Annotated in this window: 18 protein-coding genes and 1 pseudogene; 8 read left to right on the plus strand and 11 right to left on the minus strand. The window is 63.0% G+C overall.

Going from position 1 to position 14,764, the window contains the following annotated elements:
- Positions 1-25 precede the first annotated feature (25 nt).
- The 3 genes from KUL97_RS07205 to rseP form a co-directional block, all read right to left on the minus strand.
- A complete protein-coding gene (locus KUL97_RS07205) occupies positions 26-2,173 on the minus strand; it encodes a polyribonucleotide nucleotidyltransferase (RefSeq protein WP_217796292.1) in 2,148 nt (715 codons plus the stop codon).
- Between the two features lie 176 nt (positions 2,174-2,349).
- Positions 2,350-2,652 carry a 30S ribosomal protein S14 gene (rpsN, locus tag KUL97_RS07210; protein ID WP_217796494.1) on the minus strand — a complete coding sequence of 101 codons (303 nt, stop codon included), beginning with the start codon at positions 2,650-2,652 and terminating at the stop codon, positions 2,350-2,352.
- A 52-nt stretch (positions 2,653-2,704) separates the two neighbouring features.
- Positions 2,705-3,793, minus strand: coding sequence for an RIP metalloprotease RseP (rseP, locus tag KUL97_RS07215; RefSeq protein ID WP_217796293.1), 1,089 nt, complete (start codon positions 3,791-3,793; stop codon positions 2,705-2,707).
- Between the two features lie 47 nt (positions 3,794-3,840).
- Between rseP and mqo the strand changes: the two genes are divergently transcribed.
- A complete protein-coding gene (mqo, locus tag KUL97_RS07220; RefSeq protein WP_217796294.1) occupies positions 3,841-5,298 on the plus strand; it encodes a malate dehydrogenase (quinone) in 1,458 nt (485 codons plus the stop codon).
- A gap of 11 nt (positions 5,299-5,309) precedes the next feature.
- Here the strand turns inward: mqo and serS are convergent, their stop codons facing one another.
- The 3 genes from serS to KUL97_RS07235 are packed head-to-tail and all read right to left on the minus strand — an operon-like array spanning position 5,310 to position 7,320.
- Positions 5,310-6,593, minus strand: a complete 1,284-nt coding sequence (gene serS, locus KUL97_RS07225; RefSeq protein WP_217796295.1) for a serine--tRNA ligase — start codon at positions 6,591-6,593, stop codon at positions 5,310-5,312.
- 41 nt (positions 6,594-6,634) lie between these two features.
- Positions 6,635-6,925, minus strand: coding sequence for a NifU family protein (locus tag KUL97_RS07230; protein WP_254896299.1), 291 nt, complete (start codon positions 6,923-6,925; stop codon positions 6,635-6,637).
- Positions 6,926-6,981: 56 nt separating this feature from the next.
- Entirely contained in the window at positions 6,982-7,320 is a 339-nt protein-coding gene (locus KUL97_RS07235) for a multidrug efflux SMR transporter (RefSeq protein ID WP_217796296.1), read from the minus strand.
- Positions 7,321-7,405: 85 nt separating this feature from the next.
- Here KUL97_RS07235 and lepA point away from each other — a divergent pair, with 85 nt between their 5' ends.
- Together lepA and KUL97_RS07245 are read left to right on the plus strand one after the other, a co-directional pair.
- Complete coding sequence (lepA, locus tag KUL97_RS07240) at positions 7,406-9,214, plus strand: translation elongation factor 4 (protein ID WP_217796297.1); 1,809 nt, start codon at positions 7,406-7,408, stop codon at positions 9,212-9,214.
- Positions 9,215-9,327: 113 nt separating this feature from the next.
- Positions 9,328-9,885, plus strand: coding sequence for an alpha/beta hydrolase (locus KUL97_RS07245; RefSeq protein ID WP_368656115.1), 558 nt, complete (start codon positions 9,328-9,330; stop codon positions 9,883-9,885).
- Here KUL97_RS07245 and KUL97_RS07250 read toward each other — a convergent pair.
- Positions 9,872-10,618 (minus strand): hypothetical protein, encoded by a 747-nt coding sequence (locus KUL97_RS07250; protein ID WP_217796298.1) that lies wholly within the window; start codon positions 10,616-10,618, stop codon positions 9,872-9,874. The genes KUL97_RS07245 and KUL97_RS07250 overlap by 14 nt on opposite strands.
- 73 nt (positions 10,619-10,691) lie before the next feature.
- Between KUL97_RS07250 and KUL97_RS07255 the strand changes: the two genes are divergently transcribed.
- From KUL97_RS07255 to KUL97_RS07270, 5 genes and pseudogenes are all read left to right on the plus strand, one after another.
- Positions 10,692-11,138: a hypothetical protein gene (locus KUL97_RS07255; protein ID WP_217796299.1), complete on the plus strand. Its 447-nt coding sequence runs from the start codon at positions 10,692-10,694 to the stop codon at positions 11,136-11,138.
- Entirely contained in the window at positions 11,138-11,539 is a 402-nt protein-coding gene (locus KUL97_RS07260) for a hypothetical protein (RefSeq protein ID WP_217796300.1), read from the plus strand. The genes KUL97_RS07255 and KUL97_RS07260 overlap by 1 nt, the downstream gene beginning before the upstream one ends.
- Entirely contained in the window at positions 11,536-12,042 is a 507-nt protein-coding gene (locus KUL97_RS07265; RefSeq protein ID WP_217796301.1) for a GspH/FimT family pseudopilin, read from the plus strand. The genes KUL97_RS07260 and KUL97_RS07265 overlap by 4 nt, the downstream gene beginning before the upstream one ends.
- Positions 12,020-12,106 (plus strand): annotated as a pseudogene (locus tag KUL97_RS13895) (prepilin-type N-terminal cleavage/methylation domain-containing protein); the annotation flags it as partial. The gene KUL97_RS07265 and the pseudogene KUL97_RS13895, both read left to right, overlap by 23 nt.
- A 6-nt stretch (positions 12,107-12,112) precedes the next feature.
- Positions 12,113-12,607, plus strand: a complete 495-nt coding sequence (locus KUL97_RS07270; RefSeq protein WP_254896300.1) for a hypothetical protein — start codon at positions 12,113-12,115, stop codon at positions 12,605-12,607.
- Here KUL97_RS07270 and KUL97_RS07275 read toward each other — a convergent pair.
- The 4 genes from KUL97_RS07275 to KUL97_RS07290 form a co-directional block, all read right to left on the minus strand.
- Positions 12,569-13,069 (minus strand): hypothetical protein, encoded by a 501-nt coding sequence (locus KUL97_RS07275; protein ID WP_217796303.1) that lies wholly within the window; start codon positions 13,067-13,069, stop codon positions 12,569-12,571. The two genes, KUL97_RS07270 and KUL97_RS07275, sit on opposite strands and share 39 nt — an antisense overlap.
- A gap of 83 nt (positions 13,070-13,152) precedes the next feature.
- Positions 13,153-13,749: a prepilin-type N-terminal cleavage/methylation domain-containing protein gene (locus KUL97_RS07280; protein WP_217796304.1), complete on the minus strand. Its 597-nt coding sequence runs from the start codon at positions 13,747-13,749 to the stop codon at positions 13,153-13,155.
- The gene (locus KUL97_RS07285) at positions 13,694-14,293 is read right to left on the minus strand and encodes a Tfp pilus assembly protein FimT/FimU (protein ID WP_368656116.1); all 600 of its coding nucleotides are present in this window, start codon (positions 14,291-14,293) and stop codon (positions 13,694-13,696) included. Before KUL97_RS07285 ends, KUL97_RS07280 begins: the two co-directional genes overlap by 56 nt.
- Complete coding sequence (locus KUL97_RS07290; protein WP_217796306.1) at positions 14,224-14,703, minus strand: hypothetical protein; 480 nt, start codon at positions 14,701-14,703, stop codon at positions 14,224-14,226. The genes KUL97_RS07285 and KUL97_RS07290 overlap by 70 nt, the downstream gene beginning before the upstream one ends.
- Positions 14,704-14,764 lie beyond the last annotated feature (61 nt).

Consider the following 14,764-nt stretch of genomic DNA (forward strand, 5'->3'; position numbering starts at 1 on the left):
GCCTGCATCGCGAGGCCTGATTGCTTCACTCCACCACGCTCACGGCTGCAGCCGGTTCTTCCGACTGGGGCACACCGCGCAGGGTGAGGTTGATGCGGCCGCGGTTGTCGATCTCGCGCACGCGCACGGTTACCTGATCGCCCACGCGCACCACGTCTTCCACCTTCTCCACCCGGGCTTCGCTCAGCTGGGAAATGTGGATCATCCCTTCCTTGCCGGGCAGGATTTCCACGAAGGCACCGATCGGGATCACGCGGGTCACCGCACCGCTGAACACCTCACCTTCCGACACGCGGCGGGTGAGGCCTTCGATGATGCGCTGGGCTTCCTCAGCCGCTGCACCGTCGTGGCTGGCGATCGTCACGATGCCGCCATCTTCGATGTCGATCTTGGTGTTGGTGCGCTCGGTGATGCCCTTGATCGTGCGGCCGCCGGGGCCGATCACGGTGCCGATCAGCTCGGGATCGATGCGGAAGCTGAGCAGGCGCGGCGCGTGGGGGCTCAGCACCTCGCGGGGCTTCTCGATCGCCGAGAGCATCTTCTCGAGGATGTGCAGGCGGGCAGGACGGGCCTGGTTGATCGCCTCGGCCACGGTTTTCACCTCCAGGCCGGTGATCTTCATGTCCATCTGCAGGGCGGTGATGCCCTTCTCGGTGCCAGCCACCTTGAAGTCCATGTCGCCGAGGAAGTCCTCGATGCCCTGGATGTCGGTGAGGATCCGCACCTCAGAACCCTCCTTGATCAGGCCCATGGCGGCGCCGCTCACGGGGGCCTTCAGGGGCACACCGGCATCCATCAGAGCCAGGGTGCTGCCGCACACCGAGCCCATCGAGGTGGAGCCGTTGGAGCTCAGGCACTCCGACACCACGCGCAGCACGTAGGGGAAGCTCTCCTTGCTGGGCAGCACAGGGATCAGAGCCCGCTCTGCCAGGGCGCCGTGGCCGATTTCGCGGCGGCCGGGGCTGCGCATCGGCTTGGTTTCGCCGGTGGAGTAAGGGGGGAAGTTGTAGTGGTGCAGGTAGGTCTTCTCGTTGGACGGGTTGAGGTCGTCCATCTCCTGAGCGTCGCTCGGGGTGCCGAGGGTGGCGCAGGAGAGCACCTGGGTGAGGCCGCGCTGGAACAGACCCGAGCCGTGCACACGCTTGGGCAGCACACCGGCGGCGGCGCTGATCGGGCGCACCTCATCGAGGTTGCGGCCATCGACGCGCTTGCCGTCTTTCACGATCTGATCGCGCATCAGCTTCTTGGTGAGCGACTTGTAGCTGTTGCCCAGCGCCTTGCCGTTGCTGCTCACCGCCACCTTGATGGCGTCGTCGTCCTTCAGACCGTCGATCTTCTCGGCCACCTGGCCCTTGATGGCATCCAGCTGTTCATCGCGCTCAGCCTTGGTGAGCTTGAACTGCTTGAGCACCTCGCCGATGCCCTTGGCGCATTCTTTCTCGAGGAACTTCGGCAGGGTGTCGTCGATGGCCTGCGGCTCGGGGATCACCTGCTCGATGCCGAGTTCCTTGAGCAGGGCCTGCTGGGCCTTGATCAATTCGCACACGGCTTCGTAACCGAAGTCGATCGCTTCGATCACGTCTTGCTCGGGCAGCTGGTTGGCACCGGCTTCCACCATGATCACGCCCTGCGGCGTGCCCGCCACCACCAGGTCGAGGTCGGAGCGCTCGATTTCGCGATAGCTGGGGTTGAGCACGAAATCGTCGCCCAGGAGGCCCACGCGCACGGCCGCCATCGGGCCGTGGAACGGGATCTTCGCCAGCAGCGTCGCCAGGGAGGCGCCGGTCACGGCGAGCACATCGGGCGGAACCCGCTCATCGAGCGACATGCAGGTGGCCACGATCTGAAGGTCGTCGCGCAGCCAGCTGGGGAAGAGCGGCCGCATCGGGCGGTCGATCAGGCGCGCAATCAGGGTGGCGCGCTCGGGGGGGCGGCTCTCGCGGCGCATGAAGCTGCCGGGGATGCGACCAGCGGCGTAGAGGCGCTCTTCGTAATCGCAGATCAGGGGCAGGAAATCGATGCCCTCACGACCGCCGGAGCGGGTGGCGGTGACCAGAACGGCTGTATCTCCGCATTCGACCATCACTGAACCGCCTGCCTGGGGGGCAAAGCGGCCGGTGGTCAGCCGGATCTCCCGACCATCGAAGGAGATCGACTGAGTGTGACCTTGCACTTGGGCTTATGTCTTGTTTGTTGTCAAGTGCGATTCTCGCATCCGGCGTGCGGATGCTGTGACAACGCTCGCAATCTCTTTGGAAAGCGAGCCAGCCCGCAGTAGCCATCAAAAAAGCGCCTTGCGGCGCTTTGGACAGTCTCAGAGCTGAAATCTGGATTCCAGAAAACCTGGTGTCACCAGGACGACTTCACCACGCCGGGCAGTTCACCCTTGTGGGCGCGCTCACGCAGCTGGTTGCGGCACAGGCCGAAATCGCGGTACACACCACGGGGCTTGCCGGTGGCCCAGCAACGGTTGCGCAGGCGCACCTTGGCGCTGTTGCGGGGCAGACCCTGGATCTTGCGGTGGATCTCCAGGCGCTCCATCGGATCGGCAGCGGCTTCAAAAGCAGCCATCAGAGCGGCGCGCTTGGCAGCGAAGCGCTCCACCATCTTCTGGCGCTTCACATCGCGCGCAATCATCGACTTCTTCGCCATGCGGCCTGGACTCAACGGGCAATGACAGACCAGCGTACTCCGCAGGGTGACCTCAACGGCCCAGTAGCTGCTGGACCGCCGCGAGCTGACTGGTGTCTTTCACGATCAGCACCAGGCTGAGGCCCACCAGAAAGACAAAGCCCGACTGCATGAAGGCCAGCTGGAACTTCTCGGGCAGGGGTTTGCCGCGCAGGCCCTCGAGCATCAGCAGCACGAACTGACCGCCATCCAGCAACGGCAGGGGCAGGGCGTTGAGCACCGCCAGGTTGATCGAGATCAGGGCCGTGTAGAGGAAAAGGCTGCTGCCGCCCTGTTTGGCCAGGGAGGCGCCCATCTCCACGATCTTCACCGGGCCCGAGACCTGGCCAGCGGTTTCACCGAAATGGGTGGCGAGGGTTATGAATCCATCGACCGTGCGCAGCGTGAGGCTGGCGAAGTCGCGGTTGGCCTGATTGAGGATTTCGCCGGGACCCTTGGGGCGGCGGAAAGCTTCACTGCCGCTGGGTTGCAATTGGGCGCCGATGCGGCCGATCCCACCCACATCGGCGGGGGTGAGTGCAAGGGTGACGGTCTGGCCGGCGCGTTCGGCCTGAAGCCTCAGGGTTTGATCGGGAGCTCCTTTTACCCGCTCCACAAGCTGGGCCACGGCGCTCTGGCCGCCGCCGAGGTTCACGCCATCGGCGCTGAGGATGCGATCTCCTGGTCGCAGCCCTGCCGCTGACGCGGCCTGCCCGCTCTGTACCCCAGCCACCAGAACACCGGGGGTGGTGCTGAAGCCAGCCGGGATGCCCACCACCAGGCCTTGCGCCACGAGGACGCTCCACGCCAGCAGCAGGTTGGCGAGCACGCCGGCGGCGATCACCAGGGCCCGTTGCGGGATGGGCCGGTTGCGCAACAGGTCAGGGTCGTTGGCGGGGATGGTGCTCTCTTCGTCGTCGTCGGGGAACGACACGAAGCCCCCCAGGGGGATGGCCCGCAGGGCGAACTGCACGCCACGCCGCTGGCGCTCCAGCAGCACCGGCCCGAAGCCAACGGAGAAGCCGCTGACGCGGATGCCCTGCCAGGTGGCGGCAAAGAAATGGCCGGCCTCGTGCACCACGATCAAGCCGGCCAGGATCGCTAGGGCCGTGAGAACCCCCATCCGCGCAGGTGCAAAGTGACTCCATTGTGGAGGGATGCCCCGGCCTGATGACGCACCGCTGCGATGCCCTGCTGGTGGGAGCCGGAATCATGGGCGCCACCCTGGCGCGGTTGCTGCGTCAGCTCGATCCCGCTCTCGAGGTGGTGGTGCTCGAGCGGTTGCCGGCGGTGGCCGCTGAAAGCAGCGCTGCTCTCAACAACGCCGGCACGGGGCATGCGGCCAACTGCGAGCTCAACTACACGCCCCAGGCCGCCGATGGCTCGGTGCCCATCGCCAAAGCGCTGTCGATCAACGCCGCCTTTGAGCTGAGCCTGCAGTTCTGGGCTGCCCTGGTGGAGCGGGGCGAGCTCCAGGATCCGGCGGCGTTCATCCGTGCGGTGCCTCACCTGAGCTTTGTGTGGGGTGAGGCGAATGTGGCCTTCCTGCGCCGGCGCTGGGAGGCGCTGAACGCCAGTCCTCAGTTCGCCGGCATGCAGTGGAGCGGCGACAGCGCCCAGCTGCGCGAATGGATGCCGCTGGTCATGCAGGGGCGAATCCTCGATCAGCCCCTCGCAGCCACCCGCGTGGCCCGCGGCACCGATGTGAATTTCGGGGCGCTCACGGCTGCCCTGCTGGACGGCGTGGATGTGCGGCTCGAGCATGAGGTGGTGAGCCTCGAGCGTGGCGGCCGCGGCTGGCTTGTTGAGGCGCGCCAACCCGGCGGCGCCACCGCGGCTTTTGAGGCGCCGTTTGTGTTTCTGGGCGCTGGTGGTGGTGCTCTGCCGCTCCTTCAGCGTTCGGGCATTCCCGAGGCGCGCCAGTACGGCGCCTTCCCCGTGAGCGGGCAATGGTTGGTGTGCCGCAACCTCGAGGTGATCGCCGGCCACAACGCCAAGGTGTATGGCAAGGCGGCCGTGGGAGCGCCGCCGATGTCGGTGCCGCACCTCGACACCCGCTGGATCGATGGCCAGCGCGCGCTGTTGTTTGGCCCTTACGCCGGTTTCAGCACCCGTTTCCTGAAGCAGGGATCCCTCTGGGATCTGGGGCGATCGGTGAAGCCATTCAACCTGCTCCCGAGCCTGCAGGTGGGCAGCCAGAACTTTGATCTGGTGCGTTATCTGGTGACCCAGGTGGTGCAGAGCCAGGAGCAACGGCTCGAGAGCCTGCGCCAGTTTCTGCCCCAGGCCCGTGGCGACGACTGGGAGCTGGCGATAGCCGGTCAGCGGGTGCAGATCATCAAGCAGATCAACGGCCGCGGCACGTTGCAGATGGGCACCGAGGTGGTGAGCAGCGGCGATGGATCCCTGGCGGCGCTGCTGGGCGCCTCACCTGGCGCCTCCACGGCTGTGCAAACGATGCTTGAGGTTCTGCAGCGCTGCTGGCCCGAGCGCTTTGGCAGTAGCGCCTGGCAGGAGCAATTGCGTGCGTTGATCCCTGGTTGGGGGGTGGATCTTGCGCAGGATGCCGCTCAGCTCACAGCCCAGCGCGGACGCGTCAACGCAGCGCTGGGTCTCGCCGTGGGGTGAGGGACAGCCGCTCAGACCGCGGCGCCAATGCACTCAGAGCCGAAATAGGGCACCAAGGCAGCCGGCAGTTTCACCGAACCATCCACCTGCTGGCCGTTCTCCAGCAGCGCCGCCATCGTGCGGCCCACGGCCAGGCCGCTGCCGTTGAGGGTGTGCACCAGCTGCGTGCCCTTGCCTTCCTTCATGCGGATGGCGGAGCGGCGGGCCTGGAAATCGCCGCACACCGAGCAGCTGGAGATTTCGCGGTAGGCGCCGGCGCCCGGCAGCCACACTTCAAGGTCGTAAGTGCGGGCGGCGGAGAAGCCCATGTCGCCTGTGCAGAGCTCGATCTTGCGGTAGGGCAGCTCGAGCGCTTCCAGCACCGCTTCGGCATCGGCGGTGATCTGCTGGTGCGCCTCGGCGGAGTGTTCGGGGTGGCAGAACCAGTAGAGCTCCACCTTGTTGAACTGGTGCAGGCGAATCAGTCCACGGGTGTCACGCCCGTAACTGCCGGCCTCGCGCCGGAAGCAGGGGGTGTAAGCCACGTATTTGAGCGGCAGCTGCTCGGCCGGGATCACCTCATCGCGGTGCAGCGAGGTGACGGGCACCTCGGCCGTAGGGGTGAGCCAGAGGTCGTCTTCAGCGCAGCGGAAGCTCTCCTCGGCGAATTTGGGCAGCTGGCCGGAGCCGGTGAGGCTGGCGCTGTTCACCAGGATCGGCGGCAGCACCTCGCGGTAGCCCTTGCCGCCGTGGAGGTCGAGCATGAAGTTGATTAGGGCTCGCTCCAGCCGGGCGCCCTGGCCCATCAGCGTGACGAAGCGGCTCTGGGCGATGCGCACGGAGCGCTCGGCTTCAAACAGCTCGAGGCGCTCGGCGATCTGCCAATGCTCCTCAAGCCAGTCTTCGGTCTCGCGCGGGGTGCCCCAGCGCTTGATTTCCACGTTGTCGTCTTCGTTGCGGCCGTCTGGGGCGTCGGGCGACGGCAGGTTGGGCAGGGTGAGCAGCTGCGCGCGCAGCTTCGCCTCCAATGCTTTTTCCTCCTCCTCCAGCACCGCCACCTGCTGCTTGATGCGGTTGCCTTCGTTGCGCAGCTCCTGCACCTCAGGGCTACCCGGGGCAGCACCGCCCTTGATCTTCAGGCCCACCTCTTTGCCGATGCGGTTGCCTTCGGCCTGCAGGTTGCTGCGTTGCTCTTCCAGGTCACGTTCCTGGCGTGCCATCAGCTGGAGGCCCGTGAGGTCGAGCGTCATGCCGCGACGACCCAGCTGCTCGGTGATCAGCTCGGGGTTGTCGCGCAACAGGCGCTGATCCAGCACGGGCCCACGGGCAAAGGTGGGCCGAGCCTACGGGCCGGGCTTCAGAGCACCTGCACCACTTCGCTCACTTCGGGGATGGCTTCACGCAGCTTGCGCTCGATGCCCATCTTCAGGGTCATGGTGCTGCTGGGGCAGGAGCCGCAGGCGCCCTGCAGGCGCACCTTCACGATCGGGCCGTCGATCTCCACCACTTCCACGTTGCCGCCATCGGCCATCAGATAAGGGCGCAGCTCATCGAGGGTGCGCTCCACGTTTTCGAGGGTGAGGGCGCGGGGGTCGTTGGCTTCGGCCGCAGTGGTGTCCGGCGTGGCGTTGGCGGTGTCGGTGCTCATGGGGTGATCTCGTGTTCAGCCGAGCTTAGGAAGCCTCCTTGGCGGCCTGGCCGGGCTCATTCATGCAGCGGACCGGTGAGGTTCACCACCGCCACTCCAGCGGTGATCAGGGCGATGCCTAACAGTTGGCCGGAGCTAGGAACTTGCCGGTAGGCGAGCAGGCCCACCAGCACGATCGCCACGATGCCGATGCCGCTCCAAAGGGCGTAGGTGATGCCGAGAGGGATGGTTTGCACCACCCGAGACAGCAGCAGCATGGAGCAGCCGTAGGCCGCTAGCACCACCAGGGTGGGCAGGGGCCGGCTCATGCCGGCAGAGAGCTTCAGGCAGGAGGTGCCCACCACTTCTGAGGCAATGGCGAGGAGCAGCAGCAGCCAGGCAGGGGTGATGGGCATGGGGTGGATCGGCGCCTCTCCCTAGGATCACCCCACCGAGATCCACCGCCCCGAGCCGGGACGACCCCGAGAACACCCCCAGCGAATGACCGACGTTCCCGCCTCACGGATCCGCAACTTCTGCATCATTGCCCACATCGACCACGGCAAATCAACGCTGGCCGATCGCTTGCTGCAGGACACCGGCACGGTGGCTGCCCGCGATATGCAGGAGCAGTTCCTCGACAATATGGATCTGGAGCGTGAGCGGGGCATCACGATCAAGCTCCAGGCTGCGCGGATGGAATACAAGGCCGCCGATGGCGAGACCTACATCCTCAACCTGATCGATACCCCCGGTCACGTTGACTTCTCCTATGAAGTGAGCCGCTCGCTTCAGGCCTGCGAAGGAGCCCTGCTGGTGGTGGATGCCAGCCAGGGCGTGGAAGCGCAGACCCTCGCCAACGTGTATCTGGCGATTGAGAACAATCTCGAGATCATTCCGGTTCTTAACAAGATTGATCTTCCTGGCGCCGATCCCGAGCGCATCAGCGAAGAAATTGAGGCGATCATCGGCCTTGATTGCTCGGGTGCGATCCCCTGCTCAGCCAAGAGCGGCTTGGGTGTTCCCGACATCCTCCAGGCCGTTGTGGATCGGGTGCCGCCTCCGCCCGATCGGGTGGACGAGCCGCTGCGAGCCCTGATCTTTGATTCCTATTACGACCCCTACCGGGGCGTGATTGTGTATTTCCGGGTGATCTCTGGCTCGATCGGCGCCAAAGACAAGGTGCTGCTGATGGCTAGCAAGAAAACCTATGAGCTTGATGAGGTGGGCGTGATGGCCCCCGATCAGCGCAAGGTGGATCGCTTGCAGGCTGGCGAGGTGGGCTATCTGGCCGCTTCGATCAAGGCCGTGGCCGATGCGCGTGTGGGCGACACGATCACCTTGGTGAACAACCCGGCGCCGGAACCGCTGCCCGGTTACACCGAGGCGAAGCCGATGGTGTTTTGCGGTCTGTTTCCCACCGACGCTGATCAATACCCGGATCTACGCGAAGCCCTCGACAAACTGCAGCTCAGCGATGCAGCGCTCAAGTACGAGCCCGAAACCAGCAGCGCCATGGGCTTCGGCTTCCGCTGCGGCTTCCTCGGCCTGCTGCACATGGAGATCGTGCAGGAGCGCCTCGAGCGCGAATACAACCTCGATCTGATCGTTACCGCGCCGTCTGTGATTTATCAGGTGAACATGCTCGACGAAACCACGGTGATGGTGGATAACCCGGCCACCTTGCCCGATCCCCAAAAGCGGGAATCGATCGAAGAGCCCTACGTGAAGCTTGAGATCTATACCCCCAACACTTACAACGGCACCTTGATGGAGCTCTGCCAGGAGCGGCGGGGTGAATTCATCGACATGAAATACATCACCACCGACCGGGTGACCCTTCACTACGAGATGCCCCTGGCTGAAGTGGTGACCGACTTCTTCGATCAGATGAAGAGCCGCACCAAGGGTTACGCCTCGATGGAGTATTCGCTGATCGGCTACCGCAAAAACGACCTGGTGCGACTGGATGTGTTGATCAATGGCGAGAAAGCCGATCCGCTCACCACAATCGTGCACCGCGATAAGGCCTACAACGTGGGCAAGGGTTTGGTGGAGAAGCTCAAGGAATTGATCCCTCGTCAGCAGTTCAAGATTCCGATCCAGGCCTCCATCGGCAGCCGTGTGATCGCCTCAGAGAGCATCAGCGCCATGCGTAAAGACGTGCTCGCCAAGTGCTACGGCGGCGACATCTCCCGTAAGAAAAAGCTGCTGCAGAAACAGGCCAAGGGTAAGAAGCGTATGAAGGCGATGGGCAAGGTGGATGTGCCCCAAGAGGCCTTCATGGCCGTGCTCAAGCTCAACCAGTGAGAAGGCTCGCGACGGCCGCGTCGGCATTGTTGGTGGCTGGGTTTGCACGGGCGGCTGAGCCGTCTGCTGCACCGTCAGCACCGGCACCAGCGCAACCCGCGGGCCCTGTGATCGTGCCCCCTGCACCACTGGAGCCCCCTGGTGCCACGCAAACCCTGCGCTTGGCCAGTGGTTCTGAGCTCTGGACCATTCCCTACGCGGCGCTGCAGCAGTTTGTGGCCGACGGCACCATCACCGATCGCCAGCTGTTGCAACTGGCAGCCAACTCCGGCTGGCCTGATGACCAATTGCGTGCCGCTTTGGCGAGGCCCTACGCGGTGAGCTTGGTGCCGTTGTCCAAGTTTCTCTATTCCCCGGCTGGTGTGGCTTTCCTGCAGCAGCAAACCCAGGCCTTCCGCCCGTTGATGGCCCGTGGCCGCGACGTTCGGGTGGAGGGGATGCGAGCTGCCATCCTGCGCACGGCCAAGAGCGGCACGATCTCAGCCATGACGATCCTGCGAGAACTTCCCACCACCTTTGTGGTGGAGCTTGGCGGTCAACCCACCCAGCGTTGCTCGAGCCTCCCGTGCGTGAATCCGGTGCAGTGCACCTCCACCATGAGCTGGTTGGTGTTTTTGCCCGCCTGTTTGCAAGCGGCATCGAATGGTTCTACCGCGGCTACCGCGCCGTGACGGCATCACGGGCAAGCAGCGCTTTTTCCTCGGCGCAGTAATCGCGCAGGCCCAGTTGATGGGCGGTGCGGGTGAAACCGGTGCGGGCCTCTTCGCGCAGGTTGTTGGTGCAGCGTTCGTAGAGCAGCTGACGGTTGACAGCAGCTTGCTCCCACCACCAAAACCCGGAGTGAGCGATCGCTTGACACACCATGGAACCGGCCGGTGACACCAACCATTGGGCAGCGCTGGTGCCGCGCGCGAGCGTGGTGGTGCCACAGCTGCGTGGTTGCTGCAAAGGCTCAAACCGGCGGCTGGTGATCACCACCGTGGTGGGGTAGCTGCGATCGCAGAACAAATCACTGCCATCGAGCGGGTTGCGGATGGCATTCCCCGGATTGCCATCCTTGAGCGCAAGGACGCAGGCACGGGCAAGACGATTGGATTCGTTGATGAATTCCGAGGCGGTTTGGTCCACTGTGCCTTCGGCGGGGGTGCCGGTGCCGGCCTGTTGCTGCTGAAGCCAATCCACGGCCCGCCATTGCCCTAGAGCCAGGGGTGGTGCTGCCAGAGCACCGATTAAGGCCCATGGAAGCCAGTTCCCCTCGAGCTGGCGGAACACTGCGATGGAGGCAAGCAGGCCTAGGGGACCACCTGTGAACAACCCTGCAGCCGCTGCAATCAGCTGCTGTCGCCAGGCAGAAACCTCCTGGATCTCGAGGAGTTCGATGTCGCGCTCGAGCCCTTGGGCCATCGCGGCGGCCTTGCCGATGGCTCTGTTTTAGCAACGGGGGGAATGCTCAAACCATCTCGATGGGTGAAGCCCCATGGTTTGGCGTGTTCCCTCTCCTGCAGAGCAGGGATTTGTCTTGCCCCTTGCGATCACAGGGGCGATGGTGCTGCTGCTGAGCAGCCTGTCGATGCAGGCTTTGGTTCTGCAAGCCCACCGCGCACAAGCTGCTATGCAGGCCCGTGCACAACGGGATGATCAGTTCAGCTCGGCAGCGCAGTACTGGGCTTCGCAGCTGCAGGGCCCGATGGCGTGTCTGCGCCAAGCCCCCTCTTCCGACTGGACAACGCAGGCAACAGCACTGGAGTGCCCGCCGGATCTTGATCCGCAAGCGGCACAACAGCTGGAGGTTGCGGGTGCCACGGTTCGTTTGCTGAGTTGGCAGCCCCAGGAGATCGGTGGCGTGCTCCACCTGGCGCTCAGCGGCAGCAGGGTGCAACGCCAGTTCCGCTTAGGTCGTTTCGGGATCCAGGAGCTGGGCTGATGCAACTGGTGGAAGTGATGGTGGCGGCCTCGGTGTTTGCCATGGCCACGGGGAGTTCTGTGCAGCTGTGGAGCCGCGCCGCTCTGGGCAGCCAGCAGGTGGAGATGCAGCAGCAGCAAGCCGAGCGGGTCGAGTTGGATCGTTTGCAGCTGCAGGCCCGCTGGCAGGCGGAACTCCGGCCTTCTTGTTCGGTGAGCCCTGCTCAACTGATCACCGTGGCGGAACGGGTGCCCGTTCCGCCGCAACTGCGCCGTGAGGTCGTTCCGGTTGATCAGGGTGCAGCGTTGCAGGTGCGTTGGTGGTTGGAGGCGTCGCCCGCCAACGCACGAGAACGCCTGTTCACAGCAGCTGGGTTAGGGCTTTGTGATCCCGTGGCAGCAGCCGAGGAGGTGGTGCCATGAAGGCTCCTGCACAGGCATCCTCTCGGCTGTCGTTAGCCGAGCTGTTGGTGGGCGTTGCCATTCTCGGCTTGCTGATCAGCCTTGGTTGGCGCGGTGGAACCGAAGCGCTGGCCAGGCAGCGCCTGGATGCCGCAACGCGAAGACTCGAGCAAGGCATCGAGCGCGGGCGCGCAGAGGCTCAACAGCACGATCAAGCCTGTGGCTTGAGCTTGGTGGAGCAGGGCTGGGCACCGCCGCAGGGGGGTGGGCTGCCTGCCTGCCTACCCACCCGAGAGGAGTTGCAGGATCCCCTGGTGATGGCGATCGGTGAGGTGCAACTGAGCCATAACTTCCCAGCGGTGCTGAGATTTAGCCGCAATGGGCTTGTGCTGGATGGCGGCACGGCTGTTCTGCAGGCCTCGGGCACCCCAGTGCAGCGCTGTTTGGTGATGTCGCCGCCGTTGGGTATTACCCGCGTGGGCGGCTATCTCGGAGGTCAATGTGAGCCAGTTGCAGGGCTGTAGAGCACGGCAAGGGTTTTCATTGGTGGAGTTGATGCTCGCCCTCAGCTTGGGCTTGGCCTTGAGCGGTGTGATGCTGCAGGGGCTGATGGCCGAAGGCCAAAACGGCTTGCGGTTTTCACGGCTGATGCGTGCGCGAGCTGTTCAGCGCCGCACGTTGGACTTGATCCAACGCGATTTGGCACAGGCCACCATGGCGAGCGTTGATCCCAGCGCTGAATCTGCCGCCTGCGGGTTGTCAGGGCGAAGGGCGGTGCTTCACCTCAAAACAGCTGCTGGGTTGATTACCTATTCGATGGGGGCTCCACCCAGTCGGATTTGGCGTGGCGCGGTGCTTCTGCGCTGCGGGCCTGCCTATGGATTGGATGGATGGCTCCAAGCCGGGACGGCACCTGTACAGCGTGTGGTGCTCGACGCCTTGGTGGCTGGCGAGACGGGTGTGGCGATTAATCGCGATTCGAGTTCAGGTGTGGCCACGATCTCGCTGCATCAAGCGTTCTTGAACCCCACGGGTCGCACCCAGCAGATCTCAACCAGCCGGATTGTTCCGGGAACGATCTTCCAATGATTCGAATTCCTCTGGGTCGCAGCGCTTGAACCGGTCGACCGTATCGGGAACTAACGCTTGGCCAAAGCGGAGTTCGGGTGGGATCAGGCGCGCGAATTCATCGATGATGGCTTGGTATGCCCTTTGGGTGCGTTGTTGCTCATCGGCTGAGCGAGCGGCCATCGAACGTGCATAGGCACGGATTCGATCTTTGTCGAGGCTGATGACTGTGTCTTGGATGACTTTGCAACGCTGGAGTTGCTCATTAGCCGGCATCCAGCTCTCTTGCTCCTGTTGCCTTTGCTCGGCCTGGGCGGCGAGCTCACTGGCTTTGGCTGCTTCGGCTTGGGCTTTGCGCTGCGCTAGCTCTGCATCAATGGTTTGAAGGCACTGTCGGTACAGCTTTTGCTTCTCCGATTGGGGGGCCAAGCTGGCTTCATTAGCCACCTGATCCACGCAAGCATTCTTACCTGCTTGGCTCACGCGATCTTTGGATGGGGTGGTGCACGCGCTGAGGATGCATGCACATGCTGCTGTGGCTAGCCACTGGGCTGGAGCTCGCATGGTTATGGGGTGGGTGTGCTGTCGATGATGCGGCTTCTGGCCTGGGCTGAACTTGATTTTCCTTCGCTGGAGAAGCTGAAGCCGGATGGATCGAGGATATTGAGCTGATAGGCAACATTGCGTCCGTCAGCTGTGGATGGGGAAAAGGCGCTCACGTTGCTGGCCACGGTATCGGTGCTGGTTGCGCCATTGAGGATCAACGAGCCGTTGGCACTATCGATTGTTGGCCCTGTGCGGATCAGATTCGTACCTTGGAGGCTGTAGGTGATCGTGGGGGATGTTGCTTCTCCGCAGGGCGGCAGGGTGAGAGTCAGCGTGCTACCGGATGCGTTACTGCAAGCGGATTCCTGGATTTCTTGCTCCAACAGAAATTGAACCCGCGTCCACACATCCTGAGCACGCAGCTTGCCCTCGATCCGTGTGCTGGTTCGTACATGCGCCAAGATGAGCTCAGCGGCGCTCACCAGCAAGATGCCACCAATCACCGACACAATCAAGAGTTCCGGCAGCGTGAAGCCGCGCGCTGCAGGTCTGCTGATGTTGTTAGAAACGTTCCTGCTCACCACATTGGTCTCCTCGACTGATGGTGATGTTGCCAATCAGGCCTTTGATGGCAATGCATCGTGTTGGCCCGTTGGGCAGCTTCTTGACCACCACATTAATCACGGAATTGCTTAATGGGCTTACGGTGCCGCGGGGTGTGAACTGAATGGTTGGACTGGTGATTGAAAAGCTTGAGCTGGGTGAGATGCTGGCCACGTCGTCACCTCTCAGTGGATTGCTCGTGAGGCACGTTGCGGGGCTTGTGATCTGCGTGGTTGCATTCGTGGTGGTTGCGCTGGCTACTAAGGCGTCACCGCTCACGGATGAACTGATGGAAACGGTGCATCCAGCACCTAAGAGAGCACTTTTTCTCACTTGTTCCAGCCAGCCTGCTAGCGAGATGGTGAGTGCGTTGACTTCCTCACGATTCCTTTGTTGCAGATTAATATCAATGCCTACAAATGTGAGGATTCCGAGAATCACGACGACGCTCAGCAGCTCGGTTAGACTGAAGCCCCTGGCTTGAGGATTTAGGGGCACCATGACGCGACTGTTGGCATCAGAGTGATTTGCCTTAAGGTAATAGAATCTTTTTTCCATTCAATTGAGTACAGGTGTGGTGGGGTATTGTTCGTATTGATAGCTGCAGGAATCTTCGCGGATCGGGTAATGTTGAGTTCGTTAAGGCGTGGGGCAAGGGCGAGGTTGTTGATCGCATCTACAAGTTTCGGGCCAAATCCACTGCCGGTTCCGTCAGGGCCACAGATAGCAGATAAGCCATTGGGGTCTCCAGGGATGTACTCGTTCTCGTTGGGATAAGTGATTCCGCTTGAGCAGTTGTTTGCATCTGTGCAGCTGAATTTGTCGTTAATCTGAATAATCGTTGCTAAGTCGTCGCTAATTGCCGCTTGTTCGTCTTGCTTCTCCTCGCCTAGGCGGGCGTTGATGTTTGTGAAGTTGAAGAGTGTGACGGCCGCTGTGACAGATGTGAAAAGAATCACGCTCGCCACTAAGACTTCAACGAGGCTAAATCCAGATCCTTCTAGCGGGCTAGATCTGCGAGAACTTGTG

Source organism: Synechococcus sp. HK05 (assembly GCF_019104765.1).
Taxonomy (GTDB): Bacteria; Cyanobacteriota; Cyanobacteriia; order PCC-6307; family Cyanobiaceae; genus Vulcanococcus.